The sequence below is a fragment of the Halomicrobium sp. HArcel3 genome, assembly GCF_058933135.1.
Window position 1 is genome coordinate 765796 of sequence record NZ_JBZYDN010000002.1, and the last position, 19490, is coordinate 785285.

General features: G+C 61.8%; 11 protein-coding genes. 6 read left to right on the forward strand and 5 right to left on the reverse strand.

Annotated features, from left to right (window positions below):
• Position 1: 1 nt before the first annotated feature.
• From AC5FRV_RS09565 to AC5FRV_RS09575, 3 genes are read right to left on the reverse strand one after another with little or no spacing between them, the layout of a single operon-like run.
• The gene (locus AC5FRV_RS09565; RefSeq protein ID WP_493560850.1) at positions 2-1561 is read right to left on the reverse strand and encodes an ATP-binding protein; all 1560 of its coding nucleotides are present in this window, start codon (positions 1559-1561) and stop codon (positions 2-4) included.
• Positions 1561-2802, reverse strand: a complete 1242-nt coding sequence (locus AC5FRV_RS09570; protein WP_493560851.1) for a tRNA-guanine transglycosylase — start codon at positions 2800-2802, stop codon at positions 1561-1563. Before AC5FRV_RS09570 ends, AC5FRV_RS09565 begins: the two co-directional genes overlap by 1 nt.
• Positions 2802-3257, reverse strand: coding sequence for a DUF6884 domain-containing protein (locus tag AC5FRV_RS09575; RefSeq protein WP_493560852.1), 456 nt, complete (start codon positions 3255-3257; stop codon positions 2802-2804). Before AC5FRV_RS09575 ends, AC5FRV_RS09570 begins: the two co-directional genes overlap by 1 nt.
• Before the next feature lie 205 nt (positions 3258-3462).
• Here AC5FRV_RS09575 and AC5FRV_RS09580 point away from each other — a divergent pair, with 205 nt between their 5' ends.
• Positions 3463-7494, forward strand: a complete 4032-nt coding sequence (locus tag AC5FRV_RS09580) for a DEAD/DEAH box helicase (protein WP_493560853.1) — start codon at positions 3463-3465, stop codon at positions 7492-7494.
• The gene (locus AC5FRV_RS09585) at positions 7484-7924 is read left to right on the forward strand and encodes a phospholipase D-like domain-containing protein (protein ID WP_493560854.1); all 441 of its coding nucleotides are present in this window, start codon (positions 7484-7486) and stop codon (positions 7922-7924) included. The genes AC5FRV_RS09580 and AC5FRV_RS09585 overlap by 11 nt, the downstream gene beginning before the upstream one ends.
• 377 nt (positions 7925-8301) lie before the next feature.
• Here the strand turns inward: AC5FRV_RS09585 and AC5FRV_RS09590 are convergent, their stop codons facing one another.
• Together AC5FRV_RS09590 and AC5FRV_RS09595 are read right to left on the reverse strand one after the other, a co-directional pair.
• The gene (locus AC5FRV_RS09590) at positions 8302-8994 is read right to left on the reverse strand and encodes a DUF8169 family protein (RefSeq protein WP_493560855.1); all 693 of its coding nucleotides are present in this window, start codon (positions 8992-8994) and stop codon (positions 8302-8304) included.
• Entirely contained in the window at positions 8991-10106 is a 1116-nt protein-coding gene (locus AC5FRV_RS09595; protein WP_493560856.1) for a DUF8098 family protein, read from the reverse strand. The genes AC5FRV_RS09590 and AC5FRV_RS09595 overlap by 4 nt, the downstream gene beginning before the upstream one ends.
• 142 nt (positions 10107-10248) lie before the next feature.
• Between AC5FRV_RS09595 and AC5FRV_RS09600 the strand changes: the two genes are divergently transcribed.
• From AC5FRV_RS09600 to AC5FRV_RS09615, 4 genes are all read left to right on the forward strand, one after another.
• Entirely contained in the window at positions 10249-10905 is a 657-nt protein-coding gene (locus tag AC5FRV_RS09600; protein WP_493560857.1) for a hypothetical protein, read from the forward strand.
• Between the two features lie 311 nt (positions 10906-11216).
• Positions 11217-12152 (forward strand): transcription initiation factor IIB, encoded by a 936-nt coding sequence (locus tag AC5FRV_RS09605; protein WP_493560858.1) that lies wholly within the window; start codon positions 11217-11219, stop codon positions 12150-12152.
• A gap of 261 nt (positions 12153-12413) precedes the next feature.
• Positions 12414-15083: a DEAD/DEAH box helicase gene (locus AC5FRV_RS09610; RefSeq protein WP_493560859.1), complete on the forward strand. Its 2670-nt coding sequence runs from the start codon at positions 12414-12416 to the stop codon at positions 15081-15083.
• A gap of 544 nt (positions 15084-15627) precedes the next feature.
• Positions 15628-19302, forward strand: a complete 3675-nt coding sequence (locus tag AC5FRV_RS09615; protein WP_493560860.1) for a helix-hairpin-helix domain-containing protein — start codon at positions 15628-15630, stop codon at positions 19300-19302.
• The last annotated feature ends 188 nt before the right edge of the window (positions 19303-19490 follow it).

Genomic DNA, 19490 nt, shown 5'->3' on the forward strand with positions numbered 1-19490 from the left:
GTCAGTCGTCCGCGACGACGGCCTGTTTCTCCTGGAGCAGCTCCTTCACTTCCAGAATCTCGACGTAGTGGCTGCCGTCCTTCACGTACGTCAGTGCGTCGTCGTCCAGTGCGAGCTCGATTTCGCCACCGATGTAGCCCGATCGAGCGTATTCCTCGAGCACCGTCGGGTCGCCGACGTCCCAGCAGAGGAGCAAGTCGACGTTCGACAGGGGGATCTCATCCTCGAAGTGCTCGGTCGCCTGGAGATGGACCGCGGCATTCCGGAGTTTCCCGGACTGGCGCACGATCGCGTGGACGTCGGAATTCGGCTCGAAGTCCTCGACGGTGACATCGAGTGCGCGGTCGCCACTGGCGACCCGCTGGAGGGTGAGCAGCAGTTCAGCCCGGTTCGACGGGGTCGGCATCTCCTGGCTTTCGACTGTTTCACGCCGGTCCGTGAGCGTCGATTGCTGTGATTTCGCCCGTCGCTGTAACTCCCCCTCGCGCCGGGTTACCAGGTAGTCCTTGAACCACGGGTCCTGGGTCACTTTCGAGAGGTAGAACTCGACTTCCTCGGCGATCGCCCGATAGACGGGACTGGCCTTGTTCCGGATCGTCTCGCGGTTGGCCGAGAGTTCGAAGTCCTGGCAGTTGACCACGAAGAAGAAGTGGATGAACTCGTTGTCGTGGGAGATCGCTTCGTTCAGGCGCTCGACTTTGATGTGGTCCTTGGCGAACCAGACGCCGAACTGGGCAGAGTGTCGACCATAGGTGGGGAACTCGTTTCGGGTCTCCTTACCGCCAACGACGCCGACGATCTGAATCGTCGTCGAACCCCCGTCGTAGTCGACGTCGAGTTCTCGCGCCGGGTAGTGCTTGCACATCCGTGCGGCCGGGAACTCGCCGTCACTGGGCTCGCGTTGTTCGCTCGGCAGTTCCAGTTTGTTCGTGGTCGTCAGCTGGGCCATCGAGTCGTCGATTTCCTCGTCCAGGTCGACCGTGATGTCCATCTCCTGGAAGTCGTCGTCGAAGAGGTACGCCGTCGACCCGGCGATGGTCTTCCACTTCAGGTAGTGCTCGATTTTGTTATACGTAAGCGACTCCGGGTCGAAGCCCTGTCCGGATCTGAAGTTCTGGATCTTGATGAGCGTGCCAGGATTCTCGGCGCGGGTCGGCTGCTCGGTCAGCTCGTACTCCGGAAGTTCACGTCGGTTCAGCTTCTCCCACGGCGACTCCATCACCGCTCGCCGATTGGTCCCGTCCTTGGCGGTGTTGACCTCGATCGCGTCGCTCTTGTAGAAGATCTTCGTCCCGTGGCCCTTATAGCCGATCGAGTCCGTCTTGCGTGAGTTGCCCAGATCGAAGAAAGACTCCATGTCTCGTTCGTTCATCCCGTCGCCGTCGTCCTCGATGACGATGTCCGACCCGTGTGGCCGCGTTCGGATGCGGATGTCGACGGTGGTCGCGTTGGCGTCGTACGCGTTGGACAGCGATTCACGGATGACTTCGAGCGGGTCCTCGAAGTCGCTGGCGATCTCGAGAAACTCGTTTACCTTGTTGACTTTTGGTTCCTTTCTCATTAGAAGTAGCCTCCGAGAGCGTCGTTGACGACCTGGTGTGCGTACTGGCGAATCCGCTTGTCACGTGCGACGTTCGATTCGATGTACTCGATCAGTGGCTCGGTCCGTCCCGTCTGGATACACCGACGAATTTCGCGCACCTCCCGCATGTGGATGATGAGGTTGTGCATGGCGACCGGTCCGATCTCGTCCTTCCGATATTCGGTTCCTTCCTTCCGCATCATTCCGACGAGCGTGTCGTTGTTACAGACCGGACAGTCACACGTCGAGAAGTCGACGTCGTCGACCGGTTCCGCCTCCATGAGCGACCGGCTGTACTTGCCGTTGATCGCGTGATACATGTACGTCATCGAGTCGAACGAGTCGGCGCCGAGCGCGGCGAGCAACGGAATCGCTCGGCTGGAGATTCCGAGGACGTGGAGTGGCCGCTCCTCGAATCCCCAGTCGCGCATTATCTGTCGACAGTCAGTGACCGCCGTGATGAGCGCGTCACGGTTGTCTTTCTTCGGGACGAGGCTGCCGAGGGCGACACCGTCGAACGACTCCTGGAGAACCTTGAGTGGGACGGCGTCCGTGATTTCGTCGAGGAAGGCGTCCATCATCGAGTAGTTGTACCCGTGGAGCGTGAGATACCTGGCCCCCTCGAAGTCGGACGAAAGTTCGACGAACTCGGCGATGTTGGCCCCGGTCTTGCGTGCTTTCTCGATTCGCGTGTCGTAGTCGTCGTCGGGTGCGATCGGGTGGTCGAGATTGACGATGATGTCCGCGCCCATCTTCCGTTGCATCTCGTAGATCGTTCGCTGGTCGATCTCCACCTCGAAGTCGCTCCCGTCGATTTCGTCGCTGTTGAGGAACTTGAACCCGCCCGAGTCGAGAAACAGCATTGCGGAGAGGGGCTCGAAGATATCACGCTCCTTGATCGGGACGGAGAGGTAGTCCTCGTAGCGCTCCCGGGAGATGTTGTAATCGGTCAGGGAGGCCACGGACGTCATGACGCCGTCGAAGTACTCGCTGTACTCCTCCCCGCCGACCCGATCAGCGCCGATGAGACACTCCTTGACGGTCCGGTGGACGCCGCCACCGAACACGCTTCGTTCCATGCCGCCCGCGTAGAAGTTCAACACCGGGAACAGCGTCGGCGTCTCGACCGTCGCGTTCGGCGTCGTCAACCGACCAGCGCGTGCCTGCCCGGCAGTCGCATTGACCGTATAGGTTACCTGGTTAGTAGTCGCTGGTTGCATTAGCTCCCCTCGATTCGGGCCGCGTCCTTTCCTCTGACAAATCGCTTCAAGGCCTGTCCCTTCTTGCCGAGGCCGTCGCCATCAATATACTGAACCGGGACGGGGATGGACTCGTCCTCGATGGCTTGCTGGTACGTCTTTCCGGCGTTGACGACGATGGTGTCGTACCCCCCGGCAGCGACGCGTTCAGCCAGCGCATCGGTCACTTCCGGACGGAGTTCGGCAGCGCGGGCACGGTCCATTCGCCGGTCGTACACCTCGATTTCCTCGTTCCTGTCGAGAATCCCATACTTCGCGGACAGAATACAGACGTCGAGCCAGTCGACGAACGCCCCGTCATCTATCGCCTTCTTGAGTATTTTGTAGTAGTACCCGGAGTAGATATCGAACGCAGGGCCAGGGCTACGAGCCTGGTTTTTGGACTTTGAACAGGACTGTACGAGCAGCGTCGACATAGGCCTCCGTAGTCCCCCCGAGACCTTTAATGTTCGGACTATCGAAATTCACTCCCCAACTGGGGACGCGATAGCAGCAGCAACTGTATTCATCACTGGCAAGACAAGGGTTAAGGCGTCCCATCAGATACCATATAGCAATCGCTACGCTTCTCGAATGAGATATATTGATCGGAATACTGATATAAGACGCGTTCCCGACGACGTGGGCCCGCTTCTCCAGGCGATGCTGGCGAATCGACAGATCAGATACGAGGGCCAGGACGACCCGCCGTTCGTGACGGACGCGCTCAAATACGAGCGGGAACCGCAGGCCAGACGCCAGACGAGCGAGTACACGGACGGGAACCCGTTCGTCGAGTCGATTATCGACGTGTTCGGATTCGACCCGCTCGACTTCCAGGTCAACAGCTGGGAGACGGTCGATTACCTCGACGAGCAACGTCACGCCGACGGTGAGAGCAAGGCGGCCGTGTTCTCGGCACCGACGGGGTTCGGCAAGACCGAAGCCTTCCTCGGTCCGCTCTACCAGCTGCTCCGCGAGGATCGACAGGAATCCATCGCGATCGTCTATCCACGTCGGGCGCTGCTAGAGGACCAGCTCGGGCGGATCCTCGAACACATCCACACAATCAAGACGGACCACGACGACACGCTCTCGGTCGGTTGCTACGTGGGGAATATGCCCTGGGAACGGTCAGATGTGGGGAACAAGGGTTTCTTCGAATCGACGGGTGGGAGGCCCCGGTTCACGCTCTGTAACTGTTGGTGTGGGGAGGACGGAGAGTCCCACTCGTTCCGGCTCCACGGGACCAGCCAGTCCTACGTCCTCCGCTGTGAGAACGACCCCTCCCACGAATTCACCGACCGCGAGCTGATCCTGTCACGGAAGGACCTCGCCCTGAACGGGAACGCGGACATCGTCCTCACCACCCTCGAATCGCTCGAGAACTTCGCCCACAAGCCACACTACTCGCTCGTCGACCGCTTCGATACGATCGTCCTCGACGAAGTCCACCTCTACACCGGCCTCCGTGGCGCACACGCGGCGAAGGTCATCCAGAACGTCGACGACATTTCCGACGACCCGCTGCTGTGGCTCGGATCGAGCGCGACCATCGACGACCCCAAGCGCTTCGGCGGACAGATATTCGGCCGGTCTCCGGCAAACGTCGAGACGACGAGCCCGCCGCCGTCCGACTACGACGACGACCACGACGACTTCGAGCACTACTACTTCATGCTCGCCCCCGAGGACGGGCCCGGCGTCTCCTCGATGGCGCTCCAGCAATCGATGCTCCTGGGGCACACGATGCTCGAAGACGGGGAGGGGCGACGGAGCAAGCAACTCTCCTTCATCGACAGCATCTCCCAGATCAACCAGCAACGGGTCCAGCTCGACGACGCCGACCGCAAGAACGAACTGTGGCAGTTCCACCGCGACGGCGACGAGGAGGACTGGGATGGCGTCGCGTCGGACATGGGCCACCGGTTCATCGACGAACCACTGTCACTCATGTCGGTCTATTCCGAACAGGGGTTCGACAGCGAGACGGCCGCGAACAGCGATATCCTGCTCTCGACGAACTTCCTCGAGGTGGGCATCGACGTCGGCGACATCAAGATCATCACGCAACACAGGACGCCGTGGAACCTGTCGTCGTTCCTGCAGCGCGCCGGCCGGGCAGCCCGGAAACCGGGAATGGATTCACACATCGCGGTGTACCTGTCGAACCTCACCGGCGACGCAAACATGTTCTACCGGGCCGACCGGTTCCTCGGCTCCGACATCCGGACCCCCCTCAACACGGACAACCGCGTCGTCGAGTGGATGCACGACCGGTTCAATCGGTACTACGACCACGTCTCGTGGCTCGACGACCAGTTTATTCGGTTCGACGAACACAGGACGTTCCTCGAACGGTACCTGCAAACTGACCTCGGGTACGACACCTTCTACGAGATGCTCGTGGATCCACGCTCGTTCTTCGAGGAGGAGTTCGGGATCGAAGTCCCGAGTGAACCCATGCTCTCGAAACCGGTCGTCGCCGACGTGCAGGACGCACTCGACTCGTACCTCGATGCCCAGCACGAGACCGTGGCAGACGTCGAGGAGTACTTCGGGATGGAGGATGGTGAGATCGTCCGGGGGACGGACGCCGTCGGCCAGTACGTCCTCGAAGTCCAGGAACAGACGCTCCTCGTTATCAAGACCTTCGACGGACAGGTCTCCGGCTACGAACAACGGCTGGCCTCACGGGGCGGCAGTGGCTACGAGGACCTCGTCCAGGAACTGAACCAGCAGCTGGCCGAGGCGAAGAACCGCGCCCAGGTCGTTCCCTCCGGCGGGACGCACGACGTCGTCACTCACTTCTCGTCGCTCCTGGCCGACCTGTTCGGTCTCACTGGGAAGCTGATGCAGTTGCGCAACCGGGTGAACAGCGTCGTCGACGAGGCGATCGCACCGGTCAACCAGGGCCGTCTCGCGGACCTGAACGACGCCGTCACCCAGCTCGAAACGCTCAGCGAGGACGAGCGCATCGAGGACTACTACCGCCTCGAAAAGCAGGTCCACTACGTCCGGGAGACGCTCGACCAGTACGCCTCGTATCTCGACGGCAGCGACAAACCGTACAACTCGTTGTACAAGATCAAGGACCTCCTGCGGGCTGCCTACTACTTCGACCTCTACCTGCAGACCGAGGGCCGCCAGCTCGACGACGAAGTGTGGTTCGTCCCGCCGAGCTACTTCGACAGCTCCGGACAGTTCGTCTCCGTCTTCCGCGAAGACCAGCAGACGGACCGCCCGGAGGAGTCGATCGATTCAGTCGTGACGACCTACGCTCCGTACCGGTCGGAGTACCAGTCGCAGTCCGGGGTGATGCACGCGTTCCTGCCGAAGACGACCGTGACCGACGACGGCGTCGTCATGGACTACAAGGCCGACGTCACCGGCGAGAAGCACGAGGACGTCCTCGTTCCTGACACCCTCCAGCTCTCGGAGATGACGGACATCTCGGAGGAGAAAGCCCTCGAGATGGTCCAGTACTGCCCGGTGTGTTTCCAGGTCATCCCGGGCAATCTGGATAGGTGCCTACGTCACGAGGAGCGCGAGTACGGGAAGATTCACTCGGAGCCACACGTCGACACGTCGGTCATCGAGCGGACACCGGTCGAATCGACGGGCGACCTGACGCTCGCCGACCTCGAAGCGAAGGTGTCACTGGAGAGCGTGACCCTGGAGATTACGCCCGGGAAATTCTACGGTCCCGACATCGGCGTCTCGTACGACAAGGACCAGGACCGGTTCACCCAGGAACTGGAGAGCCCCGAGACGCCGCTCGGGTTCACGACGCGAACGCGCGGACTCGTCTACGATCTCACCACGTTTCTCGACGGACTTGAGGAGAACGTCGGCGAGTACGTGCGACGATACAAGGACCTCGAAGCGGGCGACCTCGAACATCTCGCCTACCACACGGCAGCCCACTTCTTCCTCCAGCTGGTCGCGGACATCAGCAGCGTCAACAGCCAGCGCGTCTTCTACGGCTTCGACCGGGACGAGGGCGAAGTGTACGTCTTCGAGCGGACGGAGGGCGGCCAGGGAATCGTCGACCTCGTCTACGACGAACTCGATACCGACCCAGGAAGCGTCCTGGAGTCGATAAACCGGCTGGCCTACAACGAGCAGGTGATCAGCGAACGACTCTGGGCGTCCAGTGAATTCGTGGCCAATCTGCCGACCGCTACCACCGACACCGAGTCAATCCGGCCGATCATCGAGTCACATCTCGGGGTTCCCTTCGAGACAGTCGTCGACCGAGTGACCGAGGAGATTATCTCGACCATCGACCGCGCCCAGCAGTTCGCCACCGACGAGGACATCTCGACTGGCGACGCGTACAGCCTCAAGCACGTCGTGGCGAGTGCACAGGTCGCCGGTGAGGAGTTCCCGGCAGACGCAATCGCCGCCCACGAGACGTCGCTCTCCGACGTCGACCGGGTCGAAACGGCGTTCCACTCGCCGGACATCGATGGTTGCGTCGAGAACCTGCACCTCACGGAGTGCATCGAAGCCGGTGACCAGAGTGAGACGCTCAGCTACGTCGTGCTCGAGGCCCTCCGGGCGCACCTGACGGAGTCCGTTCCCACTGAGGAGGCCACCGAAACGATGTTCGACCGCGAACGACCACCAGGGGGTGAGATCGATGGTACGAGCGTTTTCCTTGACTTCTGATAGCCTGGGTTACTTCATCGGGTACACGCTCCTGCACGCGCGACGGGTCGTCATCGTCTCGCCGTGGCTGGGCAACGTCGACCTGCGCTTTCCGGTGAACGACCACCTCGAGAGCCGCCACACGAGTATGCTCGACGCTATCGACGCGTTGCCCGACACGGAGGTTACGCTCGTCATCCGCGAAGGGGAGCAGTACAACGACTTCGTGCGCGACCGCCTACCGGACGACGTGACCCTCATCGAACTCGACGACCTCCACGCCAAGGTCGTCGTCTGCGACGAGTTTGCCTACCTGGGCTCCGCGAACATCACGAGGGGCGGGCTGACCGTCAACCGGGAAGTGTGCGAGATAATCGAGAACGAGTACGACGACGCCTTCGACTACGTGAGTGCGGAACTCGACATCTCGGTACCCCGGACGGATTCCTGATCCCGCTCCGTCTTCGTAGCGCCAGCCCAGGACCGTCTCACCACCCACGTGCAGACGATCCATCGAACAGCGCCACTCGCCCCTCGAAAACCGGGCCGGGAGCGGCAACTATCCACCACCCGGACTGCGGCGCTTCCCCGCCCCGGTTACGCACTCACCGACGTGCGTCGTGAGTCAGACGCCGCCGCGGGCGAGCAGTTTTCGCTTCTCGCGGTCCTCGTCGGAACTGTCGTTCCGGGAGTCGGCTTCGAGCCGTTCACCGCTACGGTCGCGCTTGATTTTCGTCATCTGTGGATCAACCCTGGTTCGCCCTCGCCGGGAGGGCACTGCACCCAGAGAACCGATCCCCCTTAAATCGATAATACCGACCGATCCGCTCAGTCGCCCTGACCAGCTGGTGTCGTTTCCGCGAGCACGTGCTCCGGGAGCTGGATCTGTAGAGTCCACCCGGGGCCCTGTTCCTCGGTGAGCAACTCGTTGATCGGGCCCTCGTTCTGGATGATGTGGTCGCTGTCCCGGGTGACGAGGATGCCAGAGCCGCCGTCGGCAGTCCAGGCGGCGGCGTCCGTGACGATTTTCGTATCGGCATCGTGGTTCAGGACACCGTCCATGGCGAATCGCAGTTCGAGGGGTGGGATCGGATCCACGGTCTGGTCGGCGAGCAGTGATTCGAGGTACTCGACGCGACGCCCTGCCGCCCGGACGTAGGTCCGCAGGTCCCGGAGGATCTCTCGCCGGTCTCCGTGCCCGGCCAGGTTCATCTGCAGGTTCCGGACGTGCTTTGCGTCGTTCCGCGCGAAGTAGACGTGCCTGTCGCCCGGGTCGTACTCTTCGATGTCGGCGTCCAGTTCCACGAGGTACTCGACCATGTCCTCGTAGATGTCGCGGCGCCGCTCGGAGACCGCCGTCAGCTCCTCGATGACGGACTCACTGACGACGATCGTCACCGAATCCGATTCGATCAGTTCGGTCTCGTCCGTGTGTTCCCACTCCCGCTGGACGAAGGAGAGCAAGATGCACGTGTCCGCGAACACCTCGCGTGATGCCGCGGGACTGGAGTCAGCACTCATTCGATGTAATTGTCCGCGAGCGAGGTGATCGTCTCGGTCACGTCGTCGTCCGGCGGGCTGTAATCGGTGTAATCGGGTACCAAACCAGCCTCAGTCAGTTCTCGTTCGAACCGATCGGCCTCGCGCTGCAGTTCGTCCTCGAAGTCCGCGAGCCGGTCCGTTCGGTCCGCTCGCAGCGACTCCGCCGAGGGGCCTGTTGCGGTCTCGCGAGAGATGTGGAGACACGGGTATCGCCAGACGTAGTAGAAGAAGAAGTCCTGCATCGACTGCACGGTCGCGACGTGCTCGGGCCCGAGTTCGGCCGGCGAGCGGTTGGCCAGCATCATCAATCCGTCCTCGATGAGATCTGTCCCACGGACGAAGCCGTCGAACGTCGCCTGAAGCTCATCTGAAGACTGGATGGAACAGTGGAGATCCGAGATGTCGAGCCCGATGTCGTCGACGAGTTCGTCGAGTGACTGCGTGGACTGGTTCCCCTCGGACAGGACCCGTACTACTTCTTCGACGTCGCGCAACCGCGTCCGGAGGTGCGTACTCTGGACGTAGAGGTCGCGATAGGCCGCGGGCGCGTGTTCGAGATAGAAGTTCTGGAGAAATCGCATCGTACTCTGGTGCCACACCTCCGGGAGCGTCGCCACGTAAAAATCGACAACGTCCGCGCGTCGGTCGCCGAGTTCATCCGGCGACGGATCGCTCTCTCCTGCGCTATCGGGGGAGAAGAGAATCGGATCGATAGTATCGTCGTCTACAGGGGAAGCAACTGAGTCTAGGATATCGCCAACGTCATCATTGGCTTCTGTTGCCGAGTCCGTGTCACTGGGTGCAACCGATTCGTCCGCCTGCAGGGAGGGTTCCGCCGGTCCTGCAAGGTCGTCGAACGAGGACTGGAGTCCAGCCGGCGTCGCCCCGTCACCGGGCACGACCGCCCCGGCCAGATACCAGCTGTAGGTGACTGGGAGGTCGAACTCGTCGATCGCGAGGTAGAACAGCTTCTGTAGCTTGGTCTTGCTCGCGTAGGAGGGATCGACGTCGTCCCGCCGACGCATCGCCTCGGCGATACAGTCCAGCAGCTCGTCGAGGAGCGCGCGTTCGGCGGCCGAGAGGTGTCCCATCTATTCGAGCCTCAGCGAGTGTTAAGTCTAGAAGGACCCCTCGACGTTAAATATCTTCATGGCAGTTGCGGCCTGATATGAGGCCTTGGCCTGGACGAGCGAGACCAGTACGATTCAAGGCGACCCACGCGGACGTGTCGGTGTGTCCCCACCGATCAACGTCGCGTTCTGGACGACGTTCTACGAGACTGCCGAAGACCCCGACCGGACGTACCACGACGTCCTCGCCGGAACGGACGACGTCGTCGAGCGTGCGGCCCAGCTCTGGGACTGGAAGGACCTCAGCCGAGGTGTGGACTTCTCGGGTGTCCGGCCAGTGCTCGAATCGGGTGCTCTCGAACCGCTCCTCGAAGAAGATCCCGCGGACGCTGTCGAGACGCTCGGCAGTGAACTCGTCGACGCGGGGGCGCTCTCGAACGCGACGGTCGTGACGCCAGCGTTCCTCCTCCATCTCGCTGCGAGCGACCCTAAGGCGTACTCGGCCCGCTTCCCCCTGTTCGACGTCCGGGTCTGGACGGCCTTCGTCTTCCTCACGGGACGACGGTCGGGGACGGACACGCTTCCAGTGGGTGCGACCACGTCGGCGACGAAGTTCGGCGAGTACGTCGCGTTCTTCGAGCGCACGCTTCCCGATGGAATTGCGGGACGGCAATACGAACGGGCGCTGTTCCGGTTCGGGTCCTACATCAGCGGCCTCCCGGAAGAACAGGTGGGAGAGATCGCCGCACATCTCGACGACCTCGAGGGCGCGATCGACGGATACGCCCGCGATGCAGACCGGTATCTCACGTCTCACTGACCGTGGTGCTCTCGTAGTCCGTAGCCATCAGTCGAGTTATCGATTTAAGTAGGGACATCTCTCTGGACGCGTGAACGTCAGAATCGACCATGCTCACCGATTGCACCACCGGAACAGCTAACATGGATCCGTGATATAGATTAGGTAGCTACCACCCGGCGGGAAACCGCTGGCCCGGATTGTTGGCACCGCCGTCAAAACTAATTCGCGTTCGCGTGGCCGCTCCCTGGCTGCTGTCCAGTACCGACAGGTCTCGGACAGCCCAGTCGAACTCCTCCGAGCAGCTGCGCGACGCACAGTTTTCCCAATCCATGTCCTCAGGCCAACAGTCCGTAGCGTGGCGTGTCGCATCCGAACGCACTTCGACCGACGAGCCGACGGTCGTCGACGGCGAGGAGTCGTCGGCGAACGACTTCGATACCACGACCGCCTGTGCCGAATGTGGTGCGCAGTCGTTCACCCGGAGTGCCGCGAGCGAGTGGTACTGTGAGGCGTGTGGTGCCGTCCACACCGGGGCCGAGATCGAGTTCAGTGAACCTGGCTGGAAGCCCCAGGAGGACCGCCGTACCGGCCCAGCCGCGTCCGTCTCGCGGGTGAGCGTCGGCACCAGGATTGGGGATGGTAGTGGCGCAGGTGTCGGGTTCTGGGCGCGGTTCAACGACCGTCTCGACCACGCCGACGAGACACTCCGCCACGGGCTCCGTGAACTGCGGGCGCTTGCCACGTCGCTCGAAGCCAGCGACTCCCTCGTCGACCAGGCAGCCTACCTGTTCCGCCGGGTTGCCGACGACGGCTTGCTCGTCGGCCACTCCATCGAGGCCATGGCCGCCGCCTGCGTCCACGTGACGGCGCGCGAGGACTACAACCCGTTCCCGCTGAAACAGATCGCCGACGCCTCACCGGTGGCGCTCGACGCTATCAGGAGCGCCGTGAGCAAACTCGTCCGCGAATACGACCGCCAGGTCGCGCCGCCGCTCCCGAGTGCCTTCATCGCGCGATTTGCGTCGGGGACGTCGCTCCCGACGACAGTCCGCCAGCGAGCGTCTGACCTCGCCGACGCAGTGATCGACGACGGCGCCCACGTCGGCCAGAGCCCGACGGGAATCGCTGCGGCGATTCTGTACGGCGCCGCACGGGAACACGGCGTCGAGGTGACCCAGTCGGATCTGGCCGACGTCGCGTACGTGAGCGTGGTAACACTCTCGCGACACTGGCAGACGGTGCAAACGTATCTCGATGCGGAGTAGGCACCACTCGGTTTCCCATCGCGGGGAAGACGTCGACGACACGAGTGGGACAGACTGCTGGCCAAGACAGCGACAGGGTTCGATGTCAAGAGGTAGCTCGGGAGTAGTCGATTGGTTTGACGAGAAGGATTGCCGTTCGTGTAGAAACGTCTGGCTCGGGGCGGGATTATCAAAGGAAAGAACCCGGCCACTACGCTTTTATCCACGTCTACGCCATTCTTTCCCAATCTTGGTACCGAGTGCTATGGAGGTGGTTGACTCGTGAGAGTTGGGGAACTCGGAGAGCTTGCGATTGGAACTGACACACCGGGCGAGAAGTTCGCGGCGAACTGGCTGGCAGATTTACCAGAGCCCCAGTGGCCGGCGTACATCGACGACTCCGCCCGGCTGGTACTGGACGGAATCGGTATCGGCGATACGGACCTCACGAAAGGCGACTACGGGTTCGAAACGGGACGGTTCTACCGGGAGGGCCTCTACCGGACTGCGGGGATCGAATCGCGGAGCACGTCGCTACCGATTGGTGACAGGAAGTCCGGAACCATCGGGAAACTCGCCTTCGAGTTTGCCCGACTCGCCGAAGAACTGTCCCAGTCCACGCACGTCGAGTACGCCGACTTCGGCCAGGCGCTCCAGGCGGCCGTGAACAAGGCACTCGTCGAACGGATCGAAACCGGCGACATTGACGAGGAAACCATCGAGACTATCGATATTGGCGCAAACGCGACGACGGTCGATTTCATGCTCGAACTGTTCTGCCGACCACAGAACGACGCGTATCTCGACGCGCTTATCGACACCGTCGGCAACCTCACCAGAGACGGGACTTCGCTGCTCTCTATTCTCGAATCGCCGCGGATGACGACGCCGCTGTGGGAGCACCAGCGTGCGGCGATGGATACGTGGCTGGACAACGACTGTCGTGGCGTTCTGAATATGGCGACGGCGACGGGAAAGACGGTGTGTGGCATCGCGGCCATCGCCCACCACTTCGGCAAGTTACACCCAACAGATCGCGACCTGGCCCAGCACCGGGACGAGACGCAAGGGCGGGCGACCGTCGTCGTGGTTGCCCATCGGAAGCTCATCCTGGAACAGTGGCAGCGGGAGTTCGACAAACACCTCAACATCCCCGAAGAGCGGGACGTCACTGCCGAACGGACGGCGACCTTCCACTGGGGAGACGTCCAGTTCGTAACTGCGAATCATCTACAGCAACGAGGCGTCCCGGACGCCGATCTCGTCATTCTGGACGAGACACACCACTACGTTGGCGGGTCCGGGTTCGGTCAGCTACTGGACGACTTCGATGGAGACGTCCTCGCCCTCTCCGGGTCGCTGACGAACACTGATCGGCGAAGCCTCGAACGCCGAGACATTCCCGAGGTGTTCCAGTTCACACTCCGGGACGGACAGGAAGCCGGTATCGTGCCGACGTGTTCGTGGACCGTAACGTACACGCCCTTCGAGGGTCAGGCGAACCTCGCGAGCGTAACCCGGACGCTGGAAGAAGGATTCGACCGATTTCGAGACGGCACGCGACTGAAGGAGGTCAACCAGGAACTCGACGAACCCCGGGAGGCGACTGGATTCGATACCCTGAGCGAAGCAAGGTCGCTTTCCCAGTCGACACTCGGTCGGCGTGTAAAGGAACGAAACGACCAGTTCCGCGTCTTTTCGTCGGCGATCAAGTCGCGACAGATGACGCGGTACAACCTCTCGCCAGACCTTGAAACCGTCGCGAGGCTCGTTCTCGACCACGTCGGCGAGAAGAAGTGCGTCGTCCTGCTGGAATCCCAGGACGAAATCGAGTCAGTCAAGGAGATGGTCTCGATGAAACTCGACGATGACGATGAGGACCTGTTGCTGACGGTGTCGTCACAGCAGGATGACCTCCTGAAGGCCGTCGAGGAGTTCGACGACGAGTACGACACCGGCGCCCTGATCGGCTCGGGGAAGACGCTGGGAGAGGGGGTCGACATCAAGACGGCTGAAGTCGCCATCAACCGGGGCCGGGGCAGGCTCAGCAGTTCACTCATTCAGCGGATGGGTCGCGTGCTCCGAAATCCGACCGGCGACAAACACGCGGAGTTCTATCACGTCGTCGGCGTTCCCACAGAGTCCGACGCGCGGCTCCCCGAAAAAGACGGTATCGAGTTGCTGGAAACCGCTGCCCAGATGGTCGAGTGGGGACAGTCACTTCGAGCGCCACCGTCGTTCGAAGTCGACGGGAAAGCCGGCAACGTCGCTGCCATTATCGAGGAACTCGAACAAGCCGGTGCCAGGGCGATCGAGGAGCGATATCCCGACCACTACGACCCACCGAAAGACGAGGCCACCTGGGAACGACTGCAAGAGTTCACGACGGACGTGCGCTCGACCACCGGTCAGTCGATGCTCCTCGAACTGGAGATCGACAAGCCCGAACCCGAGGTCGAACCAGTCGTCGCGTTCACGCTCGACGAACCGGCGACCCAGTACGAACCGTACGCGACCACGACCGTCGAGGTCGAATGCTGGGTCGGTGAACTGTTGCAGGCCGCCCTGGCCAAGACCCCGAATCAACTCGACGAGTTCGCCAACGAGGCCCTCCGCGAGACCCTCCAACGGGGTGGACAGTGGACCGTCCCGGTCCGCGCGGAGAAGCGAGTTCGACTCCGGCTCAGGGCCAGTCCCGCGCTCGTCCGGATGCTGGAGTCCGAATCGGCTGACGAGAGCAATTCTCTCGCTGCTGGCAAAGTCTCCGCACTCGTACAGTCGGCATTGCTCCGGAAGCTGGGCCTCCGTGACAAAGATGGACACGAAATCGCCGACCACGTCGAAGACGCCTTCGATTCGGCCACCCCGCGCGAGTACGAGAGCGTCGGCGACGTGGTGAATCGGGCACAGAGTGCACTCGGCAGTGAGGAGGTTCTGACCGCAGATGACTGACGACATTGAAGCAGTAAGAGCGATTCAAGTACGACTTGGACGCGAAACTAGACGTGGTCTGTATCTCAAATGGATAGCCATCGGGTTCCTCGTACTCGGGGTAATCGCCTTTGCCACTGGGTAAGTCATCGCGAGCGGGCTGTTCGTTGCGCTAACCGTCGCTTCTGGTCTCGGCGTCGCTTGGACGAAGTCCCGGCACAGCACGGGGCGGGCAGAACTCATCGAGAAATGTACTCACAGTGCCAACCGGACAGTCAGTGTGGGACGGACTGCAATTCGAAACGGTGAGATCGCCGACGCGAGACAGTCCTTCGAACGGGCACTGCAGTTCGGTGAAATAGCGTCGACGGAGATGGACGAGTCCCCAGCCGACTGGGACGAGCGCGCAAAGAAGGCTGGAATCGACGAAGGGGTACAGCTGGAATCCGTCGTCTCAAAATCGTACCTTCGCCTCCTGGACGAATACGAGAATTCGGCATACGATCGTGCACGGTTCCGGACCACGTTTGGCGATGCTGAGAGCGCACTTGGTGCTCGGGACTATGTGGCCGTCGTCTCACAGCTCGCAGACCTGTCCGAAATGCTCAACGACGAATCCGCGTTCGTCGAGGGACTGCAGCAGTCGTCAAAGGTGACTGCAGTCGAGGGAATTGGACCCCGGCGAGAAGAGATACTGGCGGCCGCCGGGTACGATGACCCAGTACGGCTCGCCAACGCCTCGGTCGGGACACTGGCTGACGTATCGGAGATCCGGCAGACGACCGCAGAATCGGTCCGGTCTTCGAGTCGAACACTGGTTGCCGATGCGACGTTCGTGGCCGGACTCGTCGGTGACGAGCCAACCATCGAGAGCTATCGAGCGAAATGGAACGAACTGGCCACGCAGCTCCGGCGCGACCTCGTCACAGAGAGTGTCGATGCTCTCGAAACGGGTCTGCAGAACCTTCCAGATCCCGCGTCCATGAGCCCCGACGAGGCCGGCGACGCTGCGGACCAACTGACGGCTCTCCACTCATCTGTCGTCGGGCCGATGAACCGCCTGAGCACACTTCGGGAGTCGACCACGGACAGCCAGTGGGTGACCGTTGGTCTCGCAGCTCTCGAACCGGCCGATCATCTTCCACCGACGGCGACGGTGGAACAGTCGAGGCACTCGCTCTCTCTCGTACTCAGGCGCCCGGAAACGATACAGGCCGAGTTCGATATTTCACGGGCGAGGGCTAAACGCATCCGGCAGCAGTCGCTCGACCGTCTCTCGAAGTGGGAGGCACCGTTCGACCAGTTCGAGGCTCCTGTCACTGCATTCGTCGACCGGCTCGAACAGTACGACAGCATCGCAGAGTGGTACAAGCCGTGTAAGGAGGCGATCGAGGAGGCCGAGGAGTCTATCGAACGTGGCCGGTCGGAACTCGAAGCCGACGTCGATACGGCAGCCACGCATCTCGAAACAGCGACCGAGAACGTCGGCCAGGTGAAATCGATTCTGGAATCGGCCACCTTCCCGCCGACCGTCAGGTCCGAGTTCGAAGACCGACTCGAAGAACTCGCCGGAGAGCGAAGCGAGCTAGAAACGTCGATTACGGAACAGCGGCACCGAGAAACGTTCGAAGCGGTGAAGCAACTGATCGAGGAGGCAGACGACCAGACGGCTGCGGGGCAATTCGAAACCGCGGAATCGACCCTCGAGCGTGCGGCGGAACAACTTCCGACCGTCGAACCGACGATCGACCAGTCCCAAATTTCCACGGTCGAAGCGGAGCTCGAGCGGGTACAGGGCGCTGTCACGGTGGCCTCGATTTCTGAGGGACTCGACGACGTCGAAGCGCACCTGCAGCGTGCCCAGGAGAGCGTCGGTGACGACCTCGACACCACGCACGACCAGCTCTCTCACGCACGTGTGGGCCTCACCACAGTGCAAGAGGAGTTAGAGGACCGACCACTCCCCGAGAAGCAATCACGGGCACTCTCCACTCGTATCGAGGACCTGCAGGAGTCGCTCGAGACAGTCGAGCACGAGGCTGCCGTACAGGAAGCTCACCAGGAACTCGAGGAGGCACGGAACCTGATCACCGAGGCGGACGAACTGGTAGAGATCGGGCAGCTGGAGACGGCCGAGTCGAGCCTCCAGGAAGCGAGCAGTCATATCGCATCGGCTGAACCAGTGCTCGGCGAGTCAGCGATTGCACCGGTCGAAGGTGAACTCGCGCGAGTCGACGACAGTATTACGGCCATCGCTGTCTCGAATGACCTCGACAACGTCGAGGATGCGGTCCAGTGTGCCCGGGAGAACCTGGACTCCGATCTGTCCGCGACTGCCGACCACCTCTCAGAGGCTCGGTCAACGCTTGAACCAGTCCGGGAAACCGTCGAGAACGATATCCAAACAGCCGAACAGAAAGAGGCGCTAACTGCTCGCATCGACGGCGTCCGTGAATCGATCGCTGACGTCCAGCATCGTGCGACTGTGAAGGAAGGCGAGCGGTCTTTAGCGGACGCACACGAGTTACTGAGTTCTGCACGAGACGCCATAGATGCGTCCGAGCTTCGCGACGTGTTCTCGACCATCGAGACTGCGCGAGAGCGAGTCGTGTCGGTCCCCGTGGGAGAACTCGAAGACGACCTTACTGCCTTCCGTGAGGAGGCCGCCTCGGTCCGGGAAGCGCTCGTCGACGCCATTGCGACGTACGCGCTCGACGAGACTGAGCACGAACTGAACCGGGCACGTGGATATCTCCAACACGACGTCGACGATACGCGAGAGCGTCTCCAGGCCGCCCGGAATCACCTGCGAGCGGCCGATCACCTCGCAGATGACGATTCCTTTTCAAACCCGGTTCGGGAGACACTCCTCGAACGGGTCGACCGGTATCACTCGCAGGTGCAGACCCTCGTCGATAGTTGTCGGGAGCGAGAGATTGCGGAAGCGATAGACGAGGCTGCCGACGAAACCGGGGACGTACGGGAAGCGTTCCGGTCCGGTGCAGTCGAGACCGCACAGGAACAGGTGGAGGCGGCTGCCGCCCGAATCGAGGACGTTCCCGACGATGCGCCCGAATCGTCGGTCGAGGAGTTACGGGAGGGGCTGGCGACGGTACGGACCAAAATTGCCCAGCACGAGGTGAGCGAGTACATCGCGAACGCGGAAGCGACCGTAGACGAAGCCGAGGCGGAACGCGCTGCCGGAGAAGAGACGGCAGCGATCGAAGCGTACCAGCGGGCGATAGACACCTACGAAACCGTCCAGCTGGACGCATATGACACATCGGTTCCGGAAGAGTTCGAGATCGAACGCCGTATCGAGCAACTGCACGCGGAAACCGAGAACGTCAGAGACCAGTGGGTCGAGACGCTCTCGATGCAGATCGACAGGGAACTCCGTGCGGGCGAACGCGCCGTCGCACAGGGACTGGACGCCGCGAGCGAGGGCGATATCGAGTTGGCCGAAACGAAGTACGAAATCGCCGAAGAGGCCGCGACAGCGACGAGGGGTCGCCTTCACGAGAGTGTCGAGGATCCCACCGGTGGCGAACTGTCACTCCCGCCAGCAGTTCGCACGGAGTACCAGTCGGCCACCAGTAGCCTCACGGGACATCTCGGCTATCTCAGAACACAGATCCAGGAAGCGACCGATACGGCCGATGGGGCTAGCCACGCGACAGCCCTCGCGGAGTACTACGATGGGCTCTACACGGTCTACCGGGCGCTACCGGATACCGGCCATCCGCTATGGCGGGACGCACTCACGACAGTCCTCTTCGGCGGGGATGGACTGGCAGCAGGCGCAACCGAGTTCGGAACACAACAGGCAGAGCGTAACGAGGCATCGATTTCCACGCTCAGGGAGGAAAACGGGGATGGAGACCAGATCACCGAGTTCTTCCAGATCGACACGGCTATTCCCCGACCCGAAGATCAGAAGCTGGTCAACGCGAACCAGCAACTCCCGGTGGCGCCGGAATCGAACACCGTCTTCCCGGTCGACGTCGATTCCTCGTCGGTCCTCGACGCCATCAGGCTTCTAGCCGAAGTTCCGGCATATCCAGCCGCCGACGACGAGGGAGGCGACGCAACCGCCCTGCTCGACGTCGCCTACTTCGAAGAGCGATTCACCGACACTGGGGGTACGGTGCCTGCGGAAAGCCCGAGTATGGAACGGTCTGTCAGCAACGAACTGGCGGAACTCCAGCAGGAACTCGAAGCACAGATAGGCGATTCCTGACGCCTATTCAGGGGACGTCTTGGACACAGTAGAAGCTATCACCACGAACGAGTGTGTCGCCACGAGAATCTGCCATCTCGGCAGTGGCACGAACGTCACCGCTAAGTTGCAGTCGATGGAACCCGTCGAGAACCTCTTGCATAGCTCAAGTCCGTCGACACAATCCGTACTGTGTGAGGGTTGGGGAA